Annotated in this window: 21 protein-coding genes; 19 read left to right on the top strand and 2 right to left on the bottom strand. The window is 31.3% G+C overall.

All coding sequences use genetic code 11. The features are described 5' to 3' along the window. The first annotated feature begins 97 nt into the window (after positions 1–97). The 15 genes from ACKTSU_RS08190 to ACKTSU_RS08120 all read left to right on the top strand — a co-directional run bounded on the left by ACKTSU_RS08190 (position 98) and on the right by ACKTSU_RS08120 (position 16,447). Positions 98–394, top strand: coding sequence for a helix-turn-helix domain-containing protein (locus ACKTSU_RS08190; RefSeq protein WP_408035882.1), 297 nt, complete (start codon positions 98–100; stop codon positions 392–394). Between the two features lie 2 nt (positions 395–396). Then, positions 397–693, top strand: a complete 297-nt coding sequence (locus tag ACKTSU_RS08185; RefSeq protein WP_408035880.1) for a helix-turn-helix domain-containing protein — start codon at positions 397–399, stop codon at positions 691–693. Further along, positions 680–1,588, top strand: a complete 909-nt coding sequence (locus ACKTSU_RS08180) for a BT4734/BF3469 family protein (RefSeq protein ID WP_408035879.1) — start codon at positions 680–682, stop codon at positions 1,586–1,588. The genes ACKTSU_RS08185 and ACKTSU_RS08180 overlap by 14 nt, the downstream gene beginning before the upstream one ends. Continuing rightward, on the top strand, positions 1,585–3,324 hold the full coding sequence (locus ACKTSU_RS08175) for a DUF3987 domain-containing protein (protein WP_408035878.1): 1,740 nt from the start codon (positions 1,585–1,587) through the stop codon (positions 3,322–3,324). The genes ACKTSU_RS08180 and ACKTSU_RS08175 overlap by 4 nt, the downstream gene beginning before the upstream one ends. A gap of 173 nt (positions 3,325–3,497) precedes the next feature. Beyond that, positions 3,498–3,791, top strand: a complete 294-nt coding sequence (locus ACKTSU_RS08170) for a helix-turn-helix domain-containing protein (protein WP_408035877.1) — start codon at positions 3,498–3,500, stop codon at positions 3,789–3,791. A gap of 3 nt (positions 3,792–3,794) precedes the next feature. Then, positions 3,795–4,118, top strand: a complete 324-nt coding sequence (locus ACKTSU_RS08165; protein WP_253680672.1) for a 4-fold beta flower protein — start codon at positions 3,795–3,797, stop codon at positions 4,116–4,118. A gap of 17 nt (positions 4,119–4,135) precedes the next feature. Continuing rightward, positions 4,136–6,172: a hypothetical protein gene (locus ACKTSU_RS08160; protein ID WP_408035876.1), complete on the top strand. Its 2,037-nt coding sequence runs from the start codon at positions 4,136–4,138 to the stop codon at positions 6,170–6,172. A 48-nt stretch (positions 6,173–6,220) separates the two neighbouring features. Continuing rightward, on the top strand, positions 6,221–8,323 hold the full coding sequence (locus ACKTSU_RS08155) for a Piwi domain-containing protein (RefSeq protein WP_408035875.1): 2,103 nt from the start codon (positions 6,221–6,223) through the stop codon (positions 8,321–8,323). A gap of 89 nt (positions 8,324–8,412) precedes the next feature. Next, complete coding sequence (locus ACKTSU_RS08150; protein WP_408035874.1) at positions 8,413–8,610, top strand: helix-turn-helix domain-containing protein; 198 nt, start codon at positions 8,413–8,415, stop codon at positions 8,608–8,610. Continuing rightward, the gene (locus ACKTSU_RS08145; RefSeq protein WP_408035873.1) at positions 8,611–10,626 is read left to right on the top strand and encodes a DNA methyltransferase; all 2,016 of its coding nucleotides are present in this window, start codon (positions 8,611–8,613) and stop codon (positions 10,624–10,626) included. It abuts the gene before it with no gap. Positions 10,627–10,630: 4 nt separating this feature from the next. Then, the gene (locus ACKTSU_RS08140; protein ID WP_408035872.1) at positions 10,631–13,183 is read left to right on the top strand and encodes a DEAD/DEAH box helicase family protein; all 2,553 of its coding nucleotides are present in this window, start codon (positions 10,631–10,633) and stop codon (positions 13,181–13,183) included. 13 nt (positions 13,184–13,196) lie between these two features. Then, positions 13,197–13,931, top strand: coding sequence for a hypothetical protein (locus tag ACKTSU_RS08135; protein WP_408035871.1), 735 nt, complete (start codon positions 13,197–13,199; stop codon positions 13,929–13,931). A gap of 784 nt (positions 13,932–14,715) precedes the next feature. Then, positions 14,716–15,012, top strand: a complete 297-nt coding sequence (locus tag ACKTSU_RS08130) for a helix-turn-helix transcriptional regulator (RefSeq protein ID WP_408035870.1) — start codon at positions 14,716–14,718, stop codon at positions 15,010–15,012. 231 nt (positions 15,013–15,243) lie between these two features. Beyond that, positions 15,244–15,717: a DUF6943 family protein gene (locus ACKTSU_RS08125; protein WP_408035869.1), complete on the top strand. Its 474-nt coding sequence runs from the start codon at positions 15,244–15,246 to the stop codon at positions 15,715–15,717. An 88-nt stretch (positions 15,718–15,805) separates the two neighbouring features. Then, complete coding sequence (locus ACKTSU_RS08120) at positions 15,806–16,447, top strand: DUF6266 family protein (RefSeq protein ID WP_318544998.1); 642 nt, start codon at positions 15,806–15,808, stop codon at positions 16,445–16,447. Between the two features lie 216 nt (positions 16,448–16,663). Here ACKTSU_RS08120 and ACKTSU_RS08115 read toward each other — a convergent pair whose 3' ends face one another. Next, entirely contained in the window at positions 16,664–17,320 is a 657-nt protein-coding gene (locus ACKTSU_RS08115; RefSeq protein WP_408035868.1) for a hypothetical protein, read from the bottom strand. A gap of 304 nt (positions 17,321–17,624) precedes the next feature. Between ACKTSU_RS08115 and ACKTSU_RS08110 the strand changes: the two genes are divergently transcribed. Both ACKTSU_RS08110 and ACKTSU_RS08105 read left to right on the top strand, forming a co-directional pair. Beyond that, positions 17,625–19,058 (top strand): ATP-grasp domain-containing protein, encoded by a 1,434-nt coding sequence (locus ACKTSU_RS08110; RefSeq protein WP_408035867.1) that lies wholly within the window; start codon positions 17,625–17,627, stop codon positions 19,056–19,058. Positions 19,059–19,070: 12 nt separating this feature from the next. Further along, entirely contained in the window at positions 19,071–20,033 is a 963-nt protein-coding gene (locus tag ACKTSU_RS08105; RefSeq protein WP_408035866.1) for a succinylglutamate desuccinylase/aspartoacylase family protein, read from the top strand. 76 nt (positions 20,034–20,109) lie between these two features. Here ACKTSU_RS08105 and ACKTSU_RS08100 read toward each other — a convergent pair whose 3' ends face one another. Beyond that, positions 20,110–20,952, bottom strand: coding sequence for a DUF2911 domain-containing protein (locus ACKTSU_RS08100; RefSeq protein ID WP_408035865.1), 843 nt, complete (start codon positions 20,950–20,952; stop codon positions 20,110–20,112). 112 nt (positions 20,953–21,064) lie between these two features. Here ACKTSU_RS08100 and ACKTSU_RS08095 point away from each other — a divergent pair, with 112 nt between their 5' ends. Next, the gene (locus ACKTSU_RS08095; protein ID WP_408035864.1) at positions 21,065–21,730 is read left to right on the top strand and encodes an MIP/aquaporin family protein; all 666 of its coding nucleotides are present in this window, start codon (positions 21,065–21,067) and stop codon (positions 21,728–21,730) included. Continuing rightward, complete coding sequence (locus ACKTSU_RS08090) at positions 21,717–22,475, top strand: NAD(P)-binding domain-containing protein (protein ID WP_408035863.1); 759 nt, start codon at positions 21,717–21,719, stop codon at positions 22,473–22,475. The genes ACKTSU_RS08095 and ACKTSU_RS08090 overlap by 14 nt, the downstream gene beginning before the upstream one ends. The last annotated feature ends 16 nt before the right edge of the window (positions 22,476–22,491 follow it).

The following is a 22,491-nucleotide window of genomic DNA, read 5'->3' as shown; positions in this document are numbered from 1 at the left end:
TTTTTTTAAAATCTTCATTTTTAACCTTTGTCCTGTTCTTGAAAATCAAGAATGACATTAGGCCTGATGTCCTCATTTATTTTAAAAATAATAAAAGATGGACATTACAATCATCGAAAAATTAGAACGCATCGAAAAGTTGTTAGTAGAACAACAAACGTTGCAAAAGCAAGTATTGAATTTCAATGAAACTTGTCAGTATTTAGAACTATCACAATCGCACTTGTATAAACTTACAAGTACGGGAGCCATTCCACACTATAAACCGAATGGTAAAAAAATCTATTTCCAACGTCAGGAATTAGACCAATGGTTATTGCGTAACCGTATGGATTCCCAAGATGAAATCGAGCAACAGGCAGCTAATTATTTAATCAAAAAAGGAAGGATTTAGTTATGACTGAAATCATCGATTTACTCTTGGCACTCTCACAAGAGATTAAGGATTTAAAAGTACGTATCGAATTAATAAGAGCTACGAGAGCAGAACACTTAAAAGATACGTGGATTGACAATCAGGACGTAATGCAAACGCTACATATTAGCCAACGCACATTGCAAACATTCCGTTCAAATGGCACGATTCCATATAGCAAGATACAAGGTAAATTTTATTACAAAGTATCTGATATAGAGGAACTATTACAAAGCAATTATTATAACCCAAATTTTAAGTGCGATGGAAATAAGTAAAGAAAGCATCTTGAAGAAAACGCATTACGGGTTAAATATTTACGCTTATGTATTAAGGCAGTATTATCCTAAATCAACAGTCCTTTCCTTAAAAGGAAGGGACTGCGGGATAACCCGCAATCCTTTTAACGGTGGAAAATCAACATTACAAATTAATGTTGTTGAAAATAAAGCAATGCATTACGATACTGAATTAACCGATTTTAAAGGCGATGTATTCGATTTTGCAGCCTATCATTTTAAACTTATCGAAGTAGAAGAATTGTTACTTAAAATTAATGAGGTAATGAATCTAAATTTTGAAGTTAAAAAAGAAGATGAATTATCCTGGTTAGATGCACCTGACGATACTTGGTATGCTTACAGCAGTTTTTACAAAGCACCAATTAGAAATGTGTTTCCAACTGAAAAAGTAAGATTGCATCAAATATTTGAGCGTATTACAAGCGATAAGTATAAAAGTATTACAGAACAATTTAGAACGATTAAAGACCCTAAAGAAGCACGAAAATTTAAAGCAAATCATTTTGATTATGTAACATTTTCAGGTGTGTTTTCTAAACGAAACGATGATAGCTTAATTGAGCATTCATCATTATTAACAATCGATTTTGACCATTTAGAGAATCTTGAAGAACTAAAACAACAATTATTAAACGATGAATATTTTGAAACCGAATTGTTGTTTACATCACCTTCTGGAGAAGGTTTAAAATGGATAATTAGAATCGATGTGTCTAAAGTGTCACACAACGAATATTTTATTGCGGTGGCCAATTACATTAAACAAACATATAACATTGAGGTTGACCAATCAGGTAAAGACATTTCCAGAGCGTGTTTTTTATCACACGATCCATTGGCATACCTACATAAAAGACATCAAAAGATATGACAAAGATATTCAACCCTAAAGATTGGTTAGCTGTTCCAGAGCAAAAAGAAGTACCTAAAAAACCAATCAACAACAACCCAACAACAGTTGTTGCAAATGATATTGAAACATATATCAACGCTTTAGAGCAATCAGGTATCGATATTACTGATACTTATGAAAAGTGGCGTGATATTGGTTTTGCTATTTCAGAAGAATACGGTGAAGCTGGACGTGATTACTATCATAGAATTAGCAGAAATTATTCAGGTTACGACCAAAAAGAATGTGACGAACAGTATAACAAGTGTTTACAAGCAAAAGGACACGGTATAAGCATAGCAACCTTATACCACCATTTGCACCAAGTTGGTATTAAACCAAAACAGCAACAACAAGTTGTTGAAGTGTTGCAACAACCAGAGGAAGTAAAACAACCATTGCCAACAATACCTTCAACAGTTTACAACAACATTCCAACATTTTTGCAACAAGTGGTACAACCATCAAGCAGTAATGAGGAACGAGATATTTTGTTGTTGGGAGCATTAACAGCGTTTAGTGCTTGTTTTCCTAAATTGTTTGGTGTGTACGACCAACGTAAAGTATTTAGCAACTTGTATTTATTTGTTACTGCACCAGCTTCAGCAGGAAAAGGAAGATTAAACCAAATTAAAAACTTGGTAAATCCTGTTCACAAACAAAAACGCGAACAATCCAAAACCCTGAAACAACAACATCAAGTTGAAATGGCGACCTACAATATGAATAAAGGCAAAAGTGAAACTATGGAAAAACCGAGTAAACCACCTGAAAGAATGTTGTTTATTCCGGCTAACAATAGTGTAACAGGTGTATATCAATTAATATCTGATAATGAAGGCAGAGGGTTAATTTTTGAAACAGAAGGAGATACATTAGCACAAGCCTTTAAAAGTGATTACGGTAATTATTCCGATGGTTTTCGTAAAGCTTTCCACCACGAAACCATTAGTTACTATCGTAGAACGGACAGAGAGTATGTAGATATTGAAAGACCTTGTTTGTCAACGGTGTTATCTGGTACGCCAAAACAGATTCAAGCATTGGTTCCAAGTGCTGAAAATGGCTTATTTAGTCGATTTATGTTTTATTATATGAATATCAAACCTACTTGGAAAAACGTTTTTCAAACGGATACAACCAACGGTTTAGATGAATATTACGACCAATTAGGAAAAGAATTTTTTGGGTTATACAAAACCCTAAAAAACAATCCTGATATTGAAGTAAGGCTAACAACAGAGCAACAACAAAAATTTAATGTGTTTTTTGAGAAGCTTCAAACCAAATATCTCAATCTGCAACCCGATGACTATATAGCAACCGTTAGGCGTTTGGGGTTAATTGCATTCAGAATTATAATGTTATTTTCTGTATTTCGCATTATGGAAGATGGCGATGTAAACCAAGTAAGGTATTGTGAGGATATAGATTTTGAAAATGCGTTGGAAATAATTAGCGTATTAGTAAAGCACAGTAGTAAGGTGTTTAACGATTTACCTATTGAACAAAAAGAAGTAAAACGAGCCAATAGAAAAGAGCGTTTTTTAGAAGCATTACCTTATCAGTTTTCAAGACAAGACTATCTAAATATAGCCGACAAAAGCAAAATACCTCACAAAACAGCAGAAGGCTATATTACTAAATTTGTAGATGCAGGTTTAATTCATAGAGAAGCTCACAACACTTATTCAAATCCTGCAAAAGCACAGTAAGGAATTTGAGGATTTTAAGGAAACGAGGATTTATAAACATACGGTATATCCTCAAATCCTTAACTTCCTCATTTCCTGTTAATAACTGTTAATAACTGTTAATATCTTTTTATTAGTTCTTGTATTCCTTTTCTTAAATTAGACAGATATTGACAAGTCAAAATCTCCCTAAAATGACATTTGGCGAATACATCAGAGAAATACGAGAGGAACAACAATTACTATTAAGAGAGGTTGCATCTCAAATGAATATAGATACGGCACTTTTAAGTAAAATTGAACGTGGTACTCGTATAGCTCGCAAAGAACAAGTAGAAGCGTTAGCCAAGGCATTAAAGCAAAATAAAAGCGATATGCTTCAATCTTGGATGGCAGATAAAATTGTTTATATGCTAAAGGATGAAAAGAACAGTACGGAAATCCTCAAAATTGTAGAAGAAAAAATTAAGAAATTTAAAAATAAATGACTTATGAAATATTTGTTTAACTCAAGTGGTAATTGGATAGCGTTTAGAATTGATGATTATTTATTTAATTCTAATGCTAATTGGATTGGATGGTTTCCTTGGAACGATGAGCACGCTGTAGATAAAAAAGGTAGATATTTAGGTAGTATGTTCAATGATAGTCGTTTTTATAAAATAATGAATTTTCCATATAGAGGTTATCCAGGTTACCCAGGCTATCCGGGTTATCCAGGCTATCCAGGTTACCCGGGTTATGCAGGTTATTCACCTATGCCTATTGGGGTTAAAGATTATACTCCTGAAGAATTAAAAAACATTGAAAATTAACATACACTATCATATAAATGAAATTAGATAACCTATACACTTTAAGAAGAGATTTTTCAATAATAGGAGTAACAGGTCGAACAGGTTCTGGTTGTACTAAAATAGCAAACCACTTAACTCAATCATTCGATAAATTCAATAAAGATGGAGAATTAAGACCTTTGTCAGATTTTGACCCACGTTCACACTTTTATAGGAAATATAATATTTTAAACAATTTTATGGCTTCAGAAGGTAATTGGATTCCTTTTGAAAAAATAATGTATAAGAATGTAATTGTATTATATCTTTTTAACAAAGAAAGTGGCAATCTTAAATATTTAAATCAGCTTTTAAAAAAGTATTTTGTAGAAAAGTTAGGAGAAGAAAATTCAGAAATTGTTACTAAAGTATTCAAAGATATTGTTGCGCTACATAAAGAATATGTTAACCTGATAGATGACATTAAAAATTTGGGTATAATAAAAGATATAACATCAAAAGATAAATTATTAAAGTTAAATGATGTTTTCTTTGGTGTTGATTTTAAACAATTTTGTCATAAATTATTTAAAGTACTAGAAAATTACGGTTTTTATAGACGAACACTTTTTTTACATTTTATAGCTTGTAACATTAGACAATCTGGCGACCCTCTCAAAGAAAAGGGAGAAGGTATAAAACACGTTTATACAATTGCAGAGGTCATAAATAGATTAATTAAAGCAAGAAAATTAAAAAATAATAAGAAACCAACGCGTATAGTTATTGACTCATTAAGAAATTCATTAGAAATAATGTTTTTCAAAGAGAGGTATTCTGCCTTTTATATGTTGGCTACAAAAGATGTTGTGAATAACTCTAGGGATAGAATAATTGAAAGGCTTAAACACTCTATAAAAGATGAAAATGATATAGAGCCTACAGCCGACAAATTATTAAAACTTGATGCTACAGAATATAAGACTAGTGATTTTTCAAAAGGGTTGTTTTCTTCTCCAGATGTAGAAAACTGTATTCAGAAAAGTGACTATCATATATTAAATTTAAAACAGGGGGATATTAAAAAATTCTTTGAGTTATATCCTAAAGAAAAGTTTAAAGAGTATAATTTCCTTACCAGAAAGGAACAACTTTTAAAATTAATGGGGCTTATTGCTCAACCTGGTCTTTTGACTCCTAGTTCGGCTGAAAGATGTATGCAAATAGCTAATACTGCTAAACTAAATTCAGGTTGTATTTCAAGAAATGTAGGAGCAGCAATTAGTGATGAAGATTTTTATATTAAATCAGTTGGTTGGAATGATGTTGCTAAAGGTCATACACCTTGTAATTTAAGAGACATAAATGATATTATAGCACCAAAGTTTGAGCAAGAATTAAAAGAATCAAGCCATTACAGTCCATTTGAAAAAGGTGATTTCTCTCAAAATTCATCATTCAAATATAAAGGTGAATACCCTAATAATTTCCCAATAGCTTTAAAAGATTATTTTAAAGAAAGTTATGATAAGAATAAAAATGATTTAAATGGTAAGAATTGTGCATTCTGTTTTAAGACTGTGCATAATCATTATGAAGGAGAAGCTAATCAGGTACATACTAGATCTCTACACGCTGAAGAAAATGCTATGCTACAGATAACAAAATTGGGAGGGCAAGGTGTTAAAAATGGTATTCTATTTACAACAGCTAGTCCTTGTGAGTTATGTGCTAAAAAAGCATATCAATTAGGGATAAAAACAATATATTTTATTGACCCATACCCAGGTATTTCATCAGACCAAATACTTAATGGAGGGACAGGTGTACCAACAATGATTCCATTTGCAGGAGCAATAGGTAATGCTTATCACAAATTATATGATTCATTTATGTCTTATAAAGATGAGATTTCAATGACATTAGAATTGCAGCAAAAAAACAAAGTAGGTATTCAATTTAAAACTTTATTAAAAAGCCTTAAAAAAGATAAGGATATAGAAAAGTTGCTTGAAAGTACAAAACAGTTTACAGATGAAGATGTTATTGAACTTATTAAGAGAGGATTGTTAAGTAGTAGTCAGGACAATTAAGAACTTAAAAAAATAAAATGGTCAGTTAAAAAATTAAAAAGTAAGCGTATGAATCAGGAGCTTTATTTCAACATACTAACGTTTGATATACCAACCAAACCTATAACCTTTTATTTCAGTAGAGAAAAGATAGGTTATGCACAGGAAATTTATAAAAACAAATTCCCTTCAAATATTGAAGAGTTGTTTCCTGGTATTAAAGAAGAAAACCCTGATTTCATCTACACATCTTTTATTTATGAAAAAGAAGGCTACCAACCGTTAAACCTTAATTTAAAAGAGCAACCTACGGAACTGATTAAACATTATTTAAATTGGAGAATTAAGAAGCATTTTAAAAAGCTAAATAAAGTAGTTAAAACCAATTTTGTAAATGATATACAAGTATGGATAAAAGATGCAACATTTAGGAATCCAACTTTTGCAAAGTATGATAAGTTTACCTTAAAACTACAATTTGAGGAAGTAAGTGATTTTGGGGAATTGGTAATTGCTTACGATGGTGCAACTAAAATTTTAAAAACGCCTGTTTCAGAATTGGTAAAAGGCGATGTATCTACAACCATATTAACAGGCATTATTCATAATCGCAACTACTTTAAATATCAAAAACTACCTGATGATATAACCGATTTTTCTAAAACCTATGCGGTTTTAAATAACGATATAAGGAATGCTTTAGGCTACGAAATAGACAAAAAGGAAAAAGGCAATAAATACAAAGGCTACAAAGCTAAAATTGATGAATTTATAAAGCGGTATGTAGTTCAAGATGATTTTAAGAAAATCATACCTATTAATTGCAAATACTATTTACCCGTAGAATTAAAGCGTATTGGCGAAGTATCTCAAGAATGCAACGATTTAGTGTTTAATGGCGGTGTGGTAGGCACAAAACCAAAGTACGATTTCAAACAGTTAAAACCCTTTAAACCTTGTACTCAAATACATAAAAACATACATCTTTTTTTCATTCTACATAGGCAACACGTTAAAGAAGCGGAACTACTTCAAGAATACCTTCAAAACGGTTTTAAATGGTATAGAGGATTGCAAGAATACGCAGGTGTATTGTACCATACAAAAAAGGGTTTTAGTATTGTGTTTGATGATTTAGACGATCCTTTATCACAAATATCAGAAGGTATTAAAAATTTAAAAAGAGAACCTGATGTTACTTATGTAGCTGTTTATTTAAGTCCATTTTCAAAGTACGAGCAAGATTTGGATAAAAAGAAAGTGTATTATAAAGTAAAGGAGCAGCTATTATTAAAACGTATCGTATCACAAGTAATCGACGTAAATAAGTTCAGATTAAAAGTGAATGAGTATGAAGCAAATCCTGATAGAAATAGCGGGTATCTATACGACCTTACAAACATTTCTTTAGCCATTTTAGCAAAGTTAGAGGGTATTCCTTGGCAGCTAAATATTACACCAAAAAAAGAATTGGTTATTGGTGTAGGTGCATTTAAAAACGTAGAAGAAAATATACGCTATGTTGCAAGTGCATTTAGTTTCCAAAGTAATGGTAAATTCAATGAGTTTCAATATTTCAGTAAGTCAGATACCAATAAATTAGCCAATGCCATAAGTGATGCTATTTGGCAATATGTAACATTAGAACAAAACCCAGATAAAGTGGTTATTCATTTTTATAAGGAAATGAGCAATGAAGAAATAGAGCCGGTACTTGAAATGATGAACGCACTTAAATTGGAGTGTCCTTTATACATAGTCAACATAAATAAAACCAAGTCAGAAGATATAATAGCTTTCGATAATAATTGGTATGGTAATTTAATGCCTAAAAGTGGCACTTATATCAATATAAGTCAATCAGAACATAAATACTTATTGTTCAATAATTCAAGATACGATAACAGTAAAGTATATCCATCAACCGAAGGCTACCCATTTCCTGTAAAGTTAAGAATAACAAGTCCTACACCCGAAGCATTAAACGATAGTAAGGTGATTAAAAAGCTGATAGAACAAGTATATCAGTTTAGTAGGTTGTATTGGAAGTCTTTACGTCAACAAAATGTACCGATTACTATTAAATACCCTGAAATGGTGGCAGAAATAGCACCTCGTTTTGATGGTAGTACCATTCCGCCTTATGGTGAGGAAACACTTTGGTTTTTATAACACAAAAATTATTTATTATATAAATACAATGTATTACGTTATATTTTTATAATAATGTCGGTATATTAGCAAAACAAAAATATTTCTGAATGAATCGCATTAAAGAAGTTTTAGAAGAAAAAGGTATTAAGCAGGTATGGTTAGCGGATAAACTTGGTAAAAGTTTCAATACTATAAATGGTTATGTTCAAAATAGAAATCAACCAAGTCTTGAAGTTCTATACGAAATAGCAGAGATATTAAATGTCCAAGTCAAAGAATTATTATTAGATAGAGAAGATATATAAATGAAACTATACGAAATATTAGAAAGTCAGTTGAAGAAAGAAAATAATTTTATTTCTGATAATGGTGAATTAAAAAAATGGGTAGTCATTAATAAGGCGCAAAACTATGATTCTAATCTTATTAGCCTAATACTAGAAAATAAAGATTTAAAAAATAAGTTTTTTATTAACGTAAATTCTGTTTTAGTTTTTAATCAAAATCTATTTATTCAATTTTTAGAACAAAAAAACTATTTAAATGATAGTTATACAAAATATCAAAATAAAGTAGGCTTAACAATTAATGATAAATATATTAAGCAACGTAATGAGGTTTCTTTAGTATGGCCTTTTAAAGATTGTATTTTAGAAGGTGGGCAAAGTAAGGAAGAAGATAAAAGAGAAGAGATTTTTTTTAACGAAGTTCTTGCTCAAGATGAAATAACGCAACTTTTTGAACCCAAAATATTCACTAATGCTCAAATTTTTAATACTACTGCAAATTCATCTTTTAAAAGTTTTTCTCGTGATTCAGAAATTAATATTAAAAGAAATCTACCAAAAGATACTATTACAGATAACTTAATAATCAAAGGGAATAACCTTCTGGCGTTACACTCTTTAAAGAAGGAATTTACAGGTAAAGTAAAGTTAATCTATATTGACCCTCCTTTTAATACAGGGAAAGACGAGTTTAAATACAATGATAATTTTAATCATTCCACTTGGTTGACATTTATGAAAAACCGCTTAACAATAGCAAAAGAACTGTTATCTCCAAACGGTTCAATTGTAGTGCAAGTTGGCAATGAAGAAGCATCATATATACAAGTATTACTTGATGATATTTTTAAAAGAGAAAATTATTTGAACCATATAACAATGAGTACCAATGCTCCTTCTGGTTTTAAAGCGACAAGTTCAAAAATTTTCTCCACATCTAATCATATATATATATATGCCAAAGATAGTGGTCATAATGAGTTGAATAAAATTTACGTAGAAAAGGAGTATGATACTGCTTATAAGTATTACCTTTTAAATCCTGAAAGTGATTTTTCTGAATGGAAGTATTGTAATATAGTGGATATTATAGCTGAAAATGAAGGATTTGATAGCTCTAAATCTTTTAGAAAGACTCTGTCTAAAGAAAATCTAACAAATTTAATTGCTGATTTTGCTCTTAAAAATAAAGAAAGGGTTTTTAGAACAGCGGCTGTAGGTGGAGGTGCTCTTAAAAAGAGGAAAAAAACTGTTTTACTTTCCAAAAAAAATAAAGGTCAAGTTATGCAACATCCTAATGAAGATGTTGAGAATTTCTTCATATTAAATGGTGAAATGATGGTTTTTTGGAGTAATGTCTTTAAAAATATAGATGGGGAATTAAAGCCGGCAGAAGCATTAACTGACATATGGACTGATATAGGTTTTACTGGAATTGCTAATGAAGGGGGTGTGACGTTGAAAAATGGTAAAAAACCTGAATTATTATTGAAGAGGATTATTGAATTAACAACAAATGCTAATGATATAGTTTTAGATTATCATATGGGTAGTGGTACAACCTGTGCTGTAGCACATAAGATTAATAGACAATATATAGGTATAGAACAATTAGACTATGGTAAAAATGATAGTACAGTTAGATTAAACAATGTAATAAGTGGTGATAGTTCTGGAATATCAAAATTAGTTAATTGGAAAGGTGGTGGTTCATTTATTTATTTGGAATTAAAGAAACACAATCAAAATTTTATTGAGTTAATTCAAGAATCTGAAAACACAAAACAGCTTCTTGAAATATGGGACTTAATGAAATTAAAATCATTTCTAAACTATAATGTCGATATTAAAAAGCAAGAGCATCACATTAATGATTTTATGCAGTTGGATTTGAAAAAGCAAAAGGAACATTTGGTTACTATATTAGATAAAAATCAATTATATGTTAATATATCATCTATGAATGACAAAGACTTTGAAGTCACTCAAATAGAAAAAATGGTAACAAGTAACTTTTATCAATTAGAAAATTAATTTTATGGCTTTTTTATTTGATACATTAATTCGTGAGTTTGGTAAGAGAGAGATTTCTAGAACAATAGTACCTAATTATATCGTTGATAATCTTAAATATGAAATAAGACCGTATCAAAATGAATCTTTTCAAAGGTTTCTCTTGTGTTATAATGAAGAATTTGATGGTAAACCTAATAAACCATTTCATTTACTTTTTAATATGGCTACAGGTAGTGGTAAAACATTAATAATGGCTGGGCTTATATTATATCTTTATAAACAAGGTTACCGTAATTTTTTATTTTTTGTTAATTCAAATAATATTATCACCAAAACAAAAGAAAATTTTATAAATCCAATTGCCACAAAATATTTATTCAAAAATAAAATTGTAATTGACGGTAAAGAGGTTGTAATAAAAGATGTGGAAAATTTTAATGAATCTGACAGTGAGAACATCAACATTAACTTTACTACCATACAACAATTACATTTAGACTTAAATAATTCTAAAGAAAATAGTATTACTTATGAAGATTTTAGAGATAAAAAAATTGCTTTAATAGCTGATGAAGCACATCATTTAAGTTCTGCAACAAAAAACAAAGGACAACTTTTTGGTAGTTGGGAAGGAACAGTAATTGAAATATTAAATCAAAATTATAATAATGTCCTTTTAGAATTTACAGCTACTTTAGACTATGAGAGTCGTGAGATAGCTGATAAATATCAAGATAAAGTTATTCAGAAATATGACCTAGCACAATTTAGGGTTGATAAATATTCAAAAGAGATTAATTTAATAAGGTCTTATTATGAAGAGGAAAAAAGAATTCTACAGGCTTTAATTTTAAATCTATATCGCCAAGAATTAGCAGCTACTTATAATATTAACTTAAAACCAGTGGTATTATTCAAAGCAAAGAGTACTATAAAAGAATCCGAAGAAAATAAAACTAATTTTCACCGTCTTATAGATAATCTTTCAGTTGAATCGATAAGTGAAATTGAAAAAACTTCTACCGTTAAAATAGTGCAAAAAGCTTTTAACTTTTTTAATAATATTACTCTAACTAAAAGTGATATTGTAAAAAGAATTAAGTCTAATTTTAAAGAAGAAAACTGTATTAGTGCTAATAATGATAAGGAAGCAGAATTAAACCAAATTAGACTGAATACTTTGGAAGATGAAAACAACCCAATTCGGGCAGTTTTTGCTGTTCAGAAATTAAATGAAGGTTGGGATGTTTTAAATTTGTTTGATATAGTACGTTTATATGAAGGACAAAATACAGGTGGTTCTAATACTAAAATAGGAAAAACAACTCTTTCTGAAGCACAATTAATAGGTCGAGGTGCTAGATATTTTCCCTTTAACTTGGAAGAAGGTCAAGATAAATATAAACGTAAATACGATGATGAGGTTTCTAACGATTTAAAAGTTTTAGAAGAGTTATACTATCATACAAAAGAAGATAATAGGTATATATCTGAACTGAAAAAAGCATTAGTTGAATCTGGTATTTATGAAGATGAAGACAACCTTGTAACTAAAAAATTAATTTTAAAACCACATTTTAAAAAAACAGAATTCTTTAAAAAAGGTAGGGTTGTATTCAATAAAAAAATAGAAAAAAGCTATAATAATGTAAAATCGTTTTTAGATTTTGGTGTAGCTAAAAAGAGTTTTGAATTTACTCTTTCTTCGGGGATTGGTGCAATGTCAGGTGTTTTTGTTGATGATGAAGTTAAAACTGAAAAAATGGAACAACAAGATCTTCCTGTTCAAGAAATACCTCCTCACATAATAAGATTTGCAATCTCTCAAAATCCATTTTTTTACTACGAAAACCTTATAAAATATTTCCCTAATATAGAATCAATTTCAAATTTCATTACCAGTGAAAATTATTTAAATGGTTTAGAGATAATTTTAAAAGGTACTCCTGCTAGGCTTTTAAATGTATCTAATACAGATTATTTGTTAGCTATTCAGTCCTTATTACAGAAAATAGAAAGTGAGATTAAAAATAATTTAATTGAATTTGAGGGGTCACAATATATAAATAAATATATCCACGAAGTATTTAAGGATAAAGAGATAAGAGTTTCAAAAGGAAGTGAGAGAGAATTAGGTCAAGAAGAGTTTCTTGAAGACAAAGATTGGTATGTTTTTAATGCTAATTATGGAACCAGTGAAGAGAAGGAATTTGTAAAAATGTTTAGTAGGAGGTTCAAAACTTTAAATCAAACTTTTGAGAATATTTATTTATTTAGAAACGAAAGAGAAATAAAAATAATAGACAAGGTTGGTCGAGCTTTTGAGCCAGATTTTATTCTCTTTTGTAAAAAGAATGCAGAGGAAGAATTAACTTATCAAGTTTTTATTGAACCAAAAGGTAAGCACTTAAAAGCTCACGATAAATGGAAAGAAGAGTTTTTAAAAGAGATTAGGGAAGAAAAAACAACTCTTGAAATACATTCAGATAAATATTTGATAACAGGTGTTCCTTTTTATAATAATGAAAATGAAAACGAATTTAAAGAAACACTATCAAGTATATTATTAAACTAATCTTTAATTAATTATGCCTTTAAACTCACGTAAAGACTATATAGATTCTCAAGAAGGTCAAGGTTCAAAAAATTACTCATTACAAAAAGCAAGTCAGTTTGTTTTGGATATAAAAGAGGAAATATCTCCACTTTTAGCGGAATGTATTGTTTATGATTCTGAAAAAAAATTAGGCAACGCTCCTTGTGTAGAATTACCAAACGGTAAACTTGCAATTGCTCCAGATTTAAGGTGTGTCACGAAAAAAGGTAATGTATTTTGGTTTGAAATAAAAGACAAATCTCAACGATTTTTTTACCCAGATACAGGAGCTGATATTTTCCAAGTCTATGGCTGGTATAATACTTTTAAATTTTATGAAGAACCTGTTTTTATTCTTTTTAAAGACCCTGATTTTGAAAGTTGTTTGCCTAATAGACCTAATGAGAAAAAAAAGAAAGAATTTAAAACTAGATGGGATAGTTTTTCTGGAAAACCTTACGGTGCTTGGTTGGGTGACTTACTTGAATTACAAAATGGATATCCTCGTGTATTTGAGGAAAGATCTAGAGATTTAAAAATGTACATATTATATTTTTTAATAGCAAAAATGAACCCGGTTGATGATTGGTTAAAACTGATTAATGAGGTTGACAACAAAGCTATTAAACCAGTTCCTGAAGAAATAAAAGCATATTTACATTCAAATAATACTCTTTTGTCAGAAAAGAATATACGTGGTATTATAGCTTCATTATTTCGGGGGTAATTTGTAGTTGTCATACATACCCCCACAAAACAAAACCCAGTTTTTTCGTGCCTCAAAATCCTCTGTCTTTTGTTTTGTTCCGCTATCCAACGCGCTTGTAGTTTTTGGTTGCCAACCCGCACACAGCACATTGCTTATTTTATTTGCGGGTATATTTTAAAAAGTGGTACAATAAAAAAGCAAAGAGCTGTTCCCAACGCGCACACCAAAAACCACCCCAAGCTATGTTTACATAACGGGTAGTTATAATAGCAGCCGCTACACCCGCCACATCACCAAAGCTGTAGTTATAACGCCATTATGTAAAATAGCCGCTTTTCCCACGCGCACACCCGAACTTTCAATAAAAATCCGAACTAAATTGAAACAATAGCCATTTGAAAATTTAGCTTAAAATGATGCATATTCGTTATCTCATTCAAGCTGCACAAAACCATCGTTAAGTCCAAGTATTCCTTACCTCAAGTCTTTGTTTGTTTCATTTCGTTAACAAATATAAAAGACCACTTTTCCCCACCACCCAAGTCAGCGGTTATAAAAAAATAGGTTCATAAAATGTAGTAATACGCCATAGCATATTGCTTTTTCTCGTACCTCAAAAAAACAAAAAGCTATTGCCTAAAAGTCTTGTATAAGTAGCTTGTTTAAATGCTGTTTTATCAAACAACTATTTAAAACGCTACCCATACAAACGCTTCATCCAACGCTCAAATTGGTAATAACCTATTTTTTTAAGAGTTTATGCCCCAAAAAGTGGAAATCAATTAACTAAATACAAACCAAGATGATTACAAAAACAGTTCAAATCACAGAAGTTACAGTAGATGAATTAGCAGATGCGGTAGCAGATAAACTAATGTTTAAAATTGAAAACTACCTTAAAGAATTATCTAAAAAACAAAATGATGAAATCCTAACAAGACAAGAAGTAGCCGATTATTTAAAGATAAGTTTGGTAACAATACATTCCTGGAATAAATACGGTATTCTAAATCCAATTCGTATGGGCAACAGAATTTTTTATAAAAAACAAGACATATTAGATGTTTTAGAACAACAAAAAATAAATAAAAAAAGGTAGCAAATATATGTGGCTACCACAGCCAACGCGCAAGGCTATAAAGGTCACGCCCTACGGGTTTTGAAAAAAATCTCCACCCCAATATTATTTAAAAAAGAGGGTAGTATTTTTTCCAAAAACCTTGACAGCCTTATCCACGCCACAAGAACATACGGCTTTCTTTTTTTATTGTTTTTCTTTTAAAAAATTAATGGTGCGAAGCGTAGCGAAGCAATTTTAAATTGGATAGCTATGTCAACTTTTGAACTGAAAACACACCAAATCGGAAGAACCTACTCGCAACCTCATTTTTTTATCCTGAACAAAGGGCAAAACAGCGGAAAGCCTTTAAAAAATCCCTGTCCTAATTGTTTTGTGGTAACTGTACCAACCGAAGAAGAAAAACACACCCTTTATCATTTATCAATGATGCTTCAAATAGGTGGTTTCTATGCGTATTATCTTAAAGGTAGTGTTATTCCGTTTATTTCAATAGATGATTGCAGAAACACGCTTAAAGATGGCTACACTTCATTACTAAATGAATCTAAAGAGTTGCAGAAGCATATTAGTATTGTGTCAGCTATTAGCAGAAAAGAAGCAGAATTACAAAAAGTCATTTCAAAAATGGCAGATTTAAAGGTGTCATATATTCAAAGTTTATTTCATAAAAAGCAAAATCGGGCAACAAAGGGCAACAAAAACCTAATCAATCTATTAGCATAGAATTTGCCATATATTACTTGTGTTGGTGAAAGGCTATACCAAGTCCGTACCAACTCCGAACAAGTAGTAATTTTAAATTTTATATACAATGGGTGTTATTTCACAAGGAATCCTGGGCGGTGTATCAGGAAAAGTAGGAAACGTAGTCGGTGCTTCTTGGAAGGGTATTGACTACTTGAGAATCAAACCTTCAAGCGTGGCAAATCCACGAACAGAGGGGCAAGTTAACCAAAGAAACAAGTTTACTGTTACTTTGGAGTATCTTCAACCAAATTTAGGCTTTATCCAAAAGGGATATAAGTCTTATGCGGTGCAAAAAACAGAGTTTAATGCTGCAATGTCTTATGTATTAAATAATGCTATTACAGGAGCTGCACCAAACTTTACTGTAGATTATTCTTTAGCTTTATTAAGTAGAGGTAACTTATCAGGAGCATTAAACCCTGCAACAGATTTAGCAACTGCTGGACAAGTTGAGTTTACTTGGGATGATAACTCTGCTGAAGGTAATGCAAATGCGACCGATAAAGCAATGGTTTTAGTTTACAATCCAAGTAAAAAAGAATCAATGTATATTCTTGATGGTGCTGATAGAACTGTAGGATCACAAATCATTACAATTCCAAGTACCTATGCAGGAGATACTGTTGAGCTTTTTATGGCATTTACTACAGCAGATGGTAGCATCGTGTCAAACAGCGTTTATTTAGGCTCTGGAACAGCTAATTAACGGTTGATGTTTAAATAATAAAACCGTTCTACACGAACGGTTTTATTTTTATCGTTTAATAAGTTCCTAATTTTATCTATTATTTCTTTCCTTTGATTAGTTCTTATAATCAAATATTTGTTGCCTTATTGTTGCCTTTTTAACTGAAACCCCTTATAAATAAGGGTTTATTAAATTCCGACGAGGAAAGTCAGAAGCAATGAACTATAGCCGGTGTTACCTGCTGGCTTTTAATTTTTCCATTTCTAATTTCTGTTCCTCGGTCAATTCAATATTGTACAATGAAATAGACATAGAGAAGTCAGTTACTTTTTCAAGAGATATATTCTTTATTTTTTCTTTTTTAACTAAATCAGCAACTTTTTGAGTGCAAAACCTAAACATATTAGAGTTTCCATTTTCATCGGGGTTACACATAAACAAGTCCGAACCATCCCAATAATCGTCTTTAAAATAAAAACCTTTGGAATGTGGTTCTGTTGTGATTCCGATTTTATCCATTATTATTGAGTTTTTCGAATAGTCACGATATCCGCAACGTCCAGTTATAATCAATCCGTAGTATTTTTGGTCAATAAACTCATTCTTTTTTGAGTAGATTTCCACGTTGTAAGTTTTCCAACCCGAAATTCCGTTTGATTTGAATAATTCAATGATTCTTTCACTAACAATAAGAGGGAAAGCATTAGTAGTCCAAATGATGTCATAAAGAGATTTTCCGCCCATTGAGTGTTTGATAGGAATTATTTCAAGAATCTCTTTTTCTCCTCTAGAAATATCAGGTTCAGCTAAGTCAAAATTCTCAATTTCTCCTCTAAATGGTCGATTGGAATGTGTTTCTCCTATCTTATATATTTTTTCGTAGTTCAGCATTTCGTTCAGCTTGCAGGTAACTTGTTATATGCGTTATAAATGTTCTTTTATCCCTAAAAAAGATAGGGATACTACTATTTTTTTATGTTCTTAAAAGAAATATGAAATTAGGGTTGAGAAATTCATAGCCTTTTTTCTTTTGCAATTTTTAAGAGCCTCTAAAATACATGTTTTTTATAAATTATAGTAACAAATAGGAGGTGAATAAATTAACATAGATAAGCATATTCTAGTTGTATTTTTTTCTATTTTTAATTTATCAAGGAAAGTATGCGTAAGCAAAAATAAAATAGACAAACCAAAAATGAAAGCAGTAGAGCTTATACAACCCAATACATTTAATAACGAAAACCACTGGTATCCTAAAGCGTTGAATGCCACGATTCACCCTATGGTAAATTTCTTTTTAAACTTAGATAAAGAACGAATTATAGCTAGGTATTGCCATTTACACCCTAAAGTAAATGCGGAAAAGTTACGAGAAATTTTGTCGTATGAGTGTAAGTATTTTTTGTGGGGTGGTGCCGATTTAATCAATTCTACTTCGGCAGATGGAGACAAAAACATGGTTATTATTGAAAATAACTCATGTCCATCAGGGCAAAAATCAATGCCTTTGTTAGACGATAATAAAGAAGATGGAGCGTATCGTTTGCTCATAGAGCGTACATTCAAACCTATTTTAGATAAAAAACGTAAGCTTGTTAAAGACGGTAGGTTAGCAGTGTTTTACGATAAGAATTACATGGAAACTTCAGGGTACGCTGCTGTAATTGCAGATGTTTTTAAAGAAGAAGTATTTTTGGTTCCGTTTTTTTCAAATGAGGAGAATACACATGTTAAAATAGAGGATGAAATTTTTTATTTGAAACAAGACGAAGAATGGATTCCGTTACGAGGAATTTTTAGATATGTAACTCAAAAACCATGGAATCGTTTTCCTGTAAATAGCAAAACAAAGATTTTAAATCCGATTATTACGTGTTTGGCAGGAGGAAGAAATAAAATGGTAGCTGCCAAAGCGTATGATATTTACAACACGGAGTTAGAAGAACACGGAATGAAAATTAACATACCCGATACTATTTGGGACGTGAGTAAGAATGAAATTCCACTGTGGGTAAAGAAAATGGGCGGACAAGCAGTTATTAAAATTCCATATAGTAACGCGGGTCAAGGGGTATATACCATTGTAAATGAGGAGGAGTTAGAGGAGTTTATGAGGCAGGATATCGAATATGAACGTTTTATTGTTCAGAGTTTAATAGGTAATTACAATTGGAGTTCGGTAAGCACCAAAGGAAAATACTATCATGTTGGTACGATGCCAAATGCTAAAGGAGAAACCTATGTGTCTGATATTCGAATGATGATTAGTAGCACCAAAGATGGTATTAAGCCTCTATGTATGTATTCGAGAAGAGCCTTACTGCCTTTGGTAAACGATTTAGAGGATAGTAAGGATTCTTGGCAAATGTTAGGTACTAATTTATCAGTTAAATTAGGAGAAAATCAATGGACATCTGATACCAATCGTTTGTTAATTATGGATAGAAGAGATTATAACAAATTAGGTTTGGGGATTGATGATTTAATAGAAACATTTATCCAAACAGTGCTTTCTACTATTGCGATTGATAAAATGTGTATTAGCTTAATCAACGCTAATAAAAAGTTTAAAAAGAAATTATTTACATCTTTAAATAATGACAGTACGTTATTGAATGAGTTGTACTAACTGATAAAGTTTATGGGACACCAAATTGACTATATTACAGAGTTTGATGTAAATCAAACACCACAAAATTCTATTAAGAATTACTGGTTAAAAGTAACTTCAAATGCATTAGGAATTGCTACTTGTATTCCTATTATGGTTGCAAGAGGTAAGGAAGATGGGATTGTATTGGGGCTTACAGCTGCGGTTCATGGAAATGAATTGAACGGAATATCAGTTATTCAACGATTGTTTAAAGATTTAGATACAAACAATTTAAAAGGAACCATTGTAGGAATTCCTATTGTAAACGTACCTTCTTTTGTAAGAGGAACCCGTGTTTTTAACGATGGTGTAGATATTAACAGAATTATGCCAGGGAAGCATGATGGAAATACAAGTGAAGTATATGCCAATCGTTTTTTGAATTTAGTAGTAAAAAAGTTTGATTACCTGTTAGATCTTCACACTGCTAGTTTTGGTAGGGTAAATTCGTTTTATATCAGAAGCGATATGAACAACGAGGTTACTAAAAAATTAGCCTTATTGCAAGATGCAGAAATCATAGTACACACACCACCTTCAGACGGAACTTTACGTGGAGCTGCTGAAGAATTAGGGATTCCTTCCATAACGATTGAAGTTGGTAATCCGCATAGTTTTCAAAAGAAAATTATTAAGAGTGGGCTAGCAGGGGTGCATAATGTATTGACTCATCTAGGAATTACCGATGATGAATATGAAACTTCAAAGAGGAATACTGTAGTTTGTAATAAATCGTATTGGTTATATACTCAAGAAGGAGGATTGTTAACAGTACATGTCGATTTGAGAGATATTGTAGAAGAAGGAGATCATATTGCCACTCTAAGAGATGTTTTTGGCAACACAATTAAGAAATATTATGCCCCAGAAAAAGGAATTGTGGTGGGTAAAAGTGTTAACCCTGTAAATCAATCAGGAGGTCGTATTATTCACTTAGGAATTATGAGGTAAAAGTAAAAAAAGACTGCTTCAGCATATAAGTAATGGTGAAGCAGTCCTTTTTTTTTATGAAACTCTTATTTGAAAATTACTTCATTTCAGCAATAAACTCTTTGTTCATTTTCACGTAATCAGCGTTTCCAACTTTTTCAGCACCAGCTAATGAAGCTTTGGCAGCTTTAATAGCTCCTTTTTTATCTCCAGCTTTAGCAAGGATTAACGATTGTTGACGTAAGTACCAAAAACGAGGTTGATCTTTAGTCATGTCTACCGCTTTGTTAATCCATTCTTTGGCTTTGTTAATGTCTTTTCCTTCTTGTAAATAGTAAACAGCAGAAGAAAAATAATCGTTAGCAGAAGGACCACCCATTACTTGTGCAATACTTTCTTCAACAGCTTTGTCTGTTGGAGTATTAAATTTTACACCAACGTAAGCATTTTCCCATAAGATACCTAACACAGCAGAATCGTTTGTTAAATCGTCAATAGACATTGTAAACGTTTCAATTTTCATTGGCATAGCCTCAACCTTAGCAGAAGTAGACACAGCTACTTTTGCATCGTCCCATTTTTGAGGAGTTCCCCAATTATTAGCATCTGAGTAAAATAATACTTCCCAAGTATCTTTTCCAGGCTTCGTGTATACAGCATAAGTTCCTTTTTTCAATGTTTTTCCGTCGATAGTAACGTCGTCGCTAAAGGTAACTTTGGTGTTTTGATTTGCTCCAGTTCTCCATAATTTACCGTAAGGAACTAAATTACCAAAAATGGCTCTTCCTTTCATACTAGGTCTAGAATATTCAACAGTAACATCGGTTAAACCTACTTTTTGCTCTATTTTAGAAGCAGGACTCGGAGCAGGTGTTTTTAATTGGGCAGTAATGTTTGTTGATAAGGCAACAACAAACAAACTCAAAAGTATTTTTTTCATAATGATTGGTTTGTTTTAAATTTAGTTTTGTTAAAATTACAAGGAATTCTTCGGATTAATGTTAACAAAAACTTAAAATACGATAGATTTGTTTTAATTGATATTTGCAATCATGAAAAAATATATTTCTGAATTTATAGGAACTTTTGCCCTTATTTTCTGCGGAACAGGGGCGATGACTGTTAATGAGGTTACTAACGGAGCAGATTTAACGCATACGGGAGTAGCAATTACTTGGGGTTTGATAGTTATGGCGATGATTTATGCTTTTGGAGAAACTTCAGGAGCACATTTTAACCCTGCAGTAACAATTGCTTTTGCCTATGCAAAAAAGTTCTCTTGGAAAGAAGTTCCTAAATATATCATAGCTCAAATATTGGGAGCTTTATTTGCAAGTGTAATGCTTTGGGTGTTGTTTCCTGCAAGTGAGTTTTACGGAGCCACCATTCCGTCTATAGATCCGTGGCGCGCTTTTATATTAGAGTTACTTTTGACGTTCTTTTTAATGTTGACTATTATTAATGTATCAACAGGAAGTAAAGAAGTAGGCGTAATGGCAGGAATTGCCATTGGAGGAGTGGTTTTGTTAGAAGCCATGTTTGCAGGTCCTATGACTAAAGCATCTATGAATCCTGCTCGTTCTATTGCGCCAGCATTGGTTTCTGGTCACTTAGAACATTTGTGGTTGTATATATTGGCTCCAATTTTGGGAGCTTTGTTAGCGGTGGTTTCTTGTAAATTAGTAAAAGACGATAATTGTTGTGATGAAAAGTGTTAGTATATTAGGTTGCGGATGGTTAGGAAAAGAACTAGGGATAGAGCTAATTAAGAAAGGATATACCGTTAAAGGTTCAACAACATCAGTAGCGAAGTTAAACGAATTAAAGGCAGTTCATATTTATCCTTTTTTAGTAAATATTTCTGAAGATACTGAAATTACGGAATTTTTAGATACTGATGTATTACTAATAGCAATCACATCTAAAAATATTGATGACTTTAAAAGGTTAATTTCTAAAATTGAAAAGAGTAATGTAACCAACGTTATTTTTATTAGTTCAACTTCGGTGTATCCTAGTTTAAACAAGGAAATGGCTGAAAAAGATGAAACTGTAGATTCTCCACTAGTTGAAATAGAAAATTTGTTTAGAAATAATGAAAATTTTCAAACAACAATTCTTCGTTTTGCAGGGTTGTTTGGGGGGAACAGACAACCAGGAAATTGGTTTGTTGATAGAAAAATTCCGCATCCAAAAGGGTATGTAAATATGATTCATCGTGAGGACTGCATTGCAATCATACAACAAATTATAGCGCAAAATGTTTTTGGAGAAGTGTTTAATGCTTGCGCAAATCATCATCCAACCAGAGAGGATTTTTATATAAATGCAAGAAAGTCCCTTGGAAAACCAACTCCTGAATTTGATGATTCAAAATCACTAGAGTATAAAATAATCAGTAGCGAAAAACTTCAAAAAGCATTAAACTATCAGTTTATACACAGTGATTTATTGAGTATTTAATATTTTAGCCAATAGC

Origin of the sequence: Tenacibaculum aestuarii, assembly GCF_964510395.1 — a bacterium.
Classification (GTDB): domain Bacteria; phylum Bacteroidota; class Bacteroidia; order Flavobacteriales; family Flavobacteriaceae; genus Polaribacter; species Polaribacter aestuarii.
This window is presented reverse-complemented; position numbering and strand designations above follow the sequence as displayed.

Excerpts from the sequence above, each read along its gene's own strand:
- ACKTSU_RS08190 (WP_408035882.1), top strand. The coding sequence starts at position 98 with ATGGACATTACAATCATCGAAAAATTAGAACGCATCGAAAAGTTGTTA.
- ACKTSU_RS08185 (WP_408035880.1), top strand. The coding sequence starts at position 397 with ATGACTGAAATCATCGATTTACTCTTGGCACTCTCACAAGAGATTAAG.
- ACKTSU_RS08180 (WP_408035879.1), top strand. The coding sequence starts at position 680 with ATGGAAATAAGTAAAGAAAGCATCTTGAAGAAAACGCATTACGGGTTA.
- ACKTSU_RS08175 (WP_408035878.1), top strand. The coding sequence starts at position 1,585 with ATGACAAAGATATTCAACCCTAAAGATTGGTTAGCTGTTCCAGAGCAA.
- ACKTSU_RS08170 (WP_408035877.1), top strand. The coding sequence starts at position 3,498 with ATGACATTTGGCGAATACATCAGAGAAATACGAGAGGAACAACAATTA.
- ACKTSU_RS08165 (WP_253680672.1), top strand. The coding sequence starts at position 3,795 with ATGAAATATTTGTTTAACTCAAGTGGTAATTGGATAGCGTTTAGAATT.
- ACKTSU_RS08160 (WP_408035876.1), top strand. The coding sequence starts at position 4,136 with ATGAAATTAGATAACCTATACACTTTAAGAAGAGATTTTTCAATAATA.
- ACKTSU_RS08155 (WP_408035875.1), top strand. The coding sequence starts at position 6,221 with ATGAATCAGGAGCTTTATTTCAACATACTAACGTTTGATATACCAACC.
- ACKTSU_RS08150 (WP_408035874.1), top strand. The coding sequence starts at position 8,413 with ATGAATCGCATTAAAGAAGTTTTAGAAGAAAAAGGTATTAAGCAGGTA.
- ACKTSU_RS08145 (WP_408035873.1), top strand. The coding sequence starts at position 8,611 with ATGAAACTATACGAAATATTAGAAAGTCAGTTGAAGAAAGAAAATAAT.
- ACKTSU_RS08140 (WP_408035872.1), top strand. The coding sequence starts at position 10,631 with ATGGCTTTTTTATTTGATACATTAATTCGTGAGTTTGGTAAGAGAGAG.
- ACKTSU_RS08135 (WP_408035871.1), top strand. The coding sequence starts at position 13,197 with ATGCCTTTAAACTCACGTAAAGACTATATAGATTCTCAAGAAGGTCAA.
- ACKTSU_RS08130 (WP_408035870.1), top strand. The coding sequence starts at position 14,716 with ATGATTACAAAAACAGTTCAAATCACAGAAGTTACAGTAGATGAATTA.
- ACKTSU_RS08125 (WP_408035869.1), top strand. The coding sequence starts at position 15,244 with ATGTCAACTTTTGAACTGAAAACACACCAAATCGGAAGAACCTACTCG.
- ACKTSU_RS08120 (WP_318544998.1), top strand. The coding sequence starts at position 15,806 with ATGGGTGTTATTTCACAAGGAATCCTGGGCGGTGTATCAGGAAAAGTA.
- ACKTSU_RS08115 (WP_408035868.1), bottom strand. The coding sequence starts at position 17,320 with ATGCTGAACTACGAAAAAATATATAAGATAGGAGAAACACATTCCAAT.
- ACKTSU_RS08110 (WP_408035867.1), top strand. The coding sequence starts at position 17,625 with ATGAAAGCAGTAGAGCTTATACAACCCAATACATTTAATAACGAAAAC.
- ACKTSU_RS08105 (WP_408035866.1), top strand. The coding sequence starts at position 19,071 with ATGGGACACCAAATTGACTATATTACAGAGTTTGATGTAAATCAAACA.
- ACKTSU_RS08100 (WP_408035865.1), bottom strand. The coding sequence starts at position 20,952 with ATGAAAAAAATACTTTTGAGTTTGTTTGTTGTTGCCTTATCAACAAAC.
- ACKTSU_RS08095 (WP_408035864.1), top strand. The coding sequence starts at position 21,065 with ATGAAAAAATATATTTCTGAATTTATAGGAACTTTTGCCCTTATTTTC.
- ACKTSU_RS08090 (WP_408035863.1), top strand. The coding sequence starts at position 21,717 with ATGAAAAGTGTTAGTATATTAGGTTGCGGATGGTTAGGAAAAGAACTA.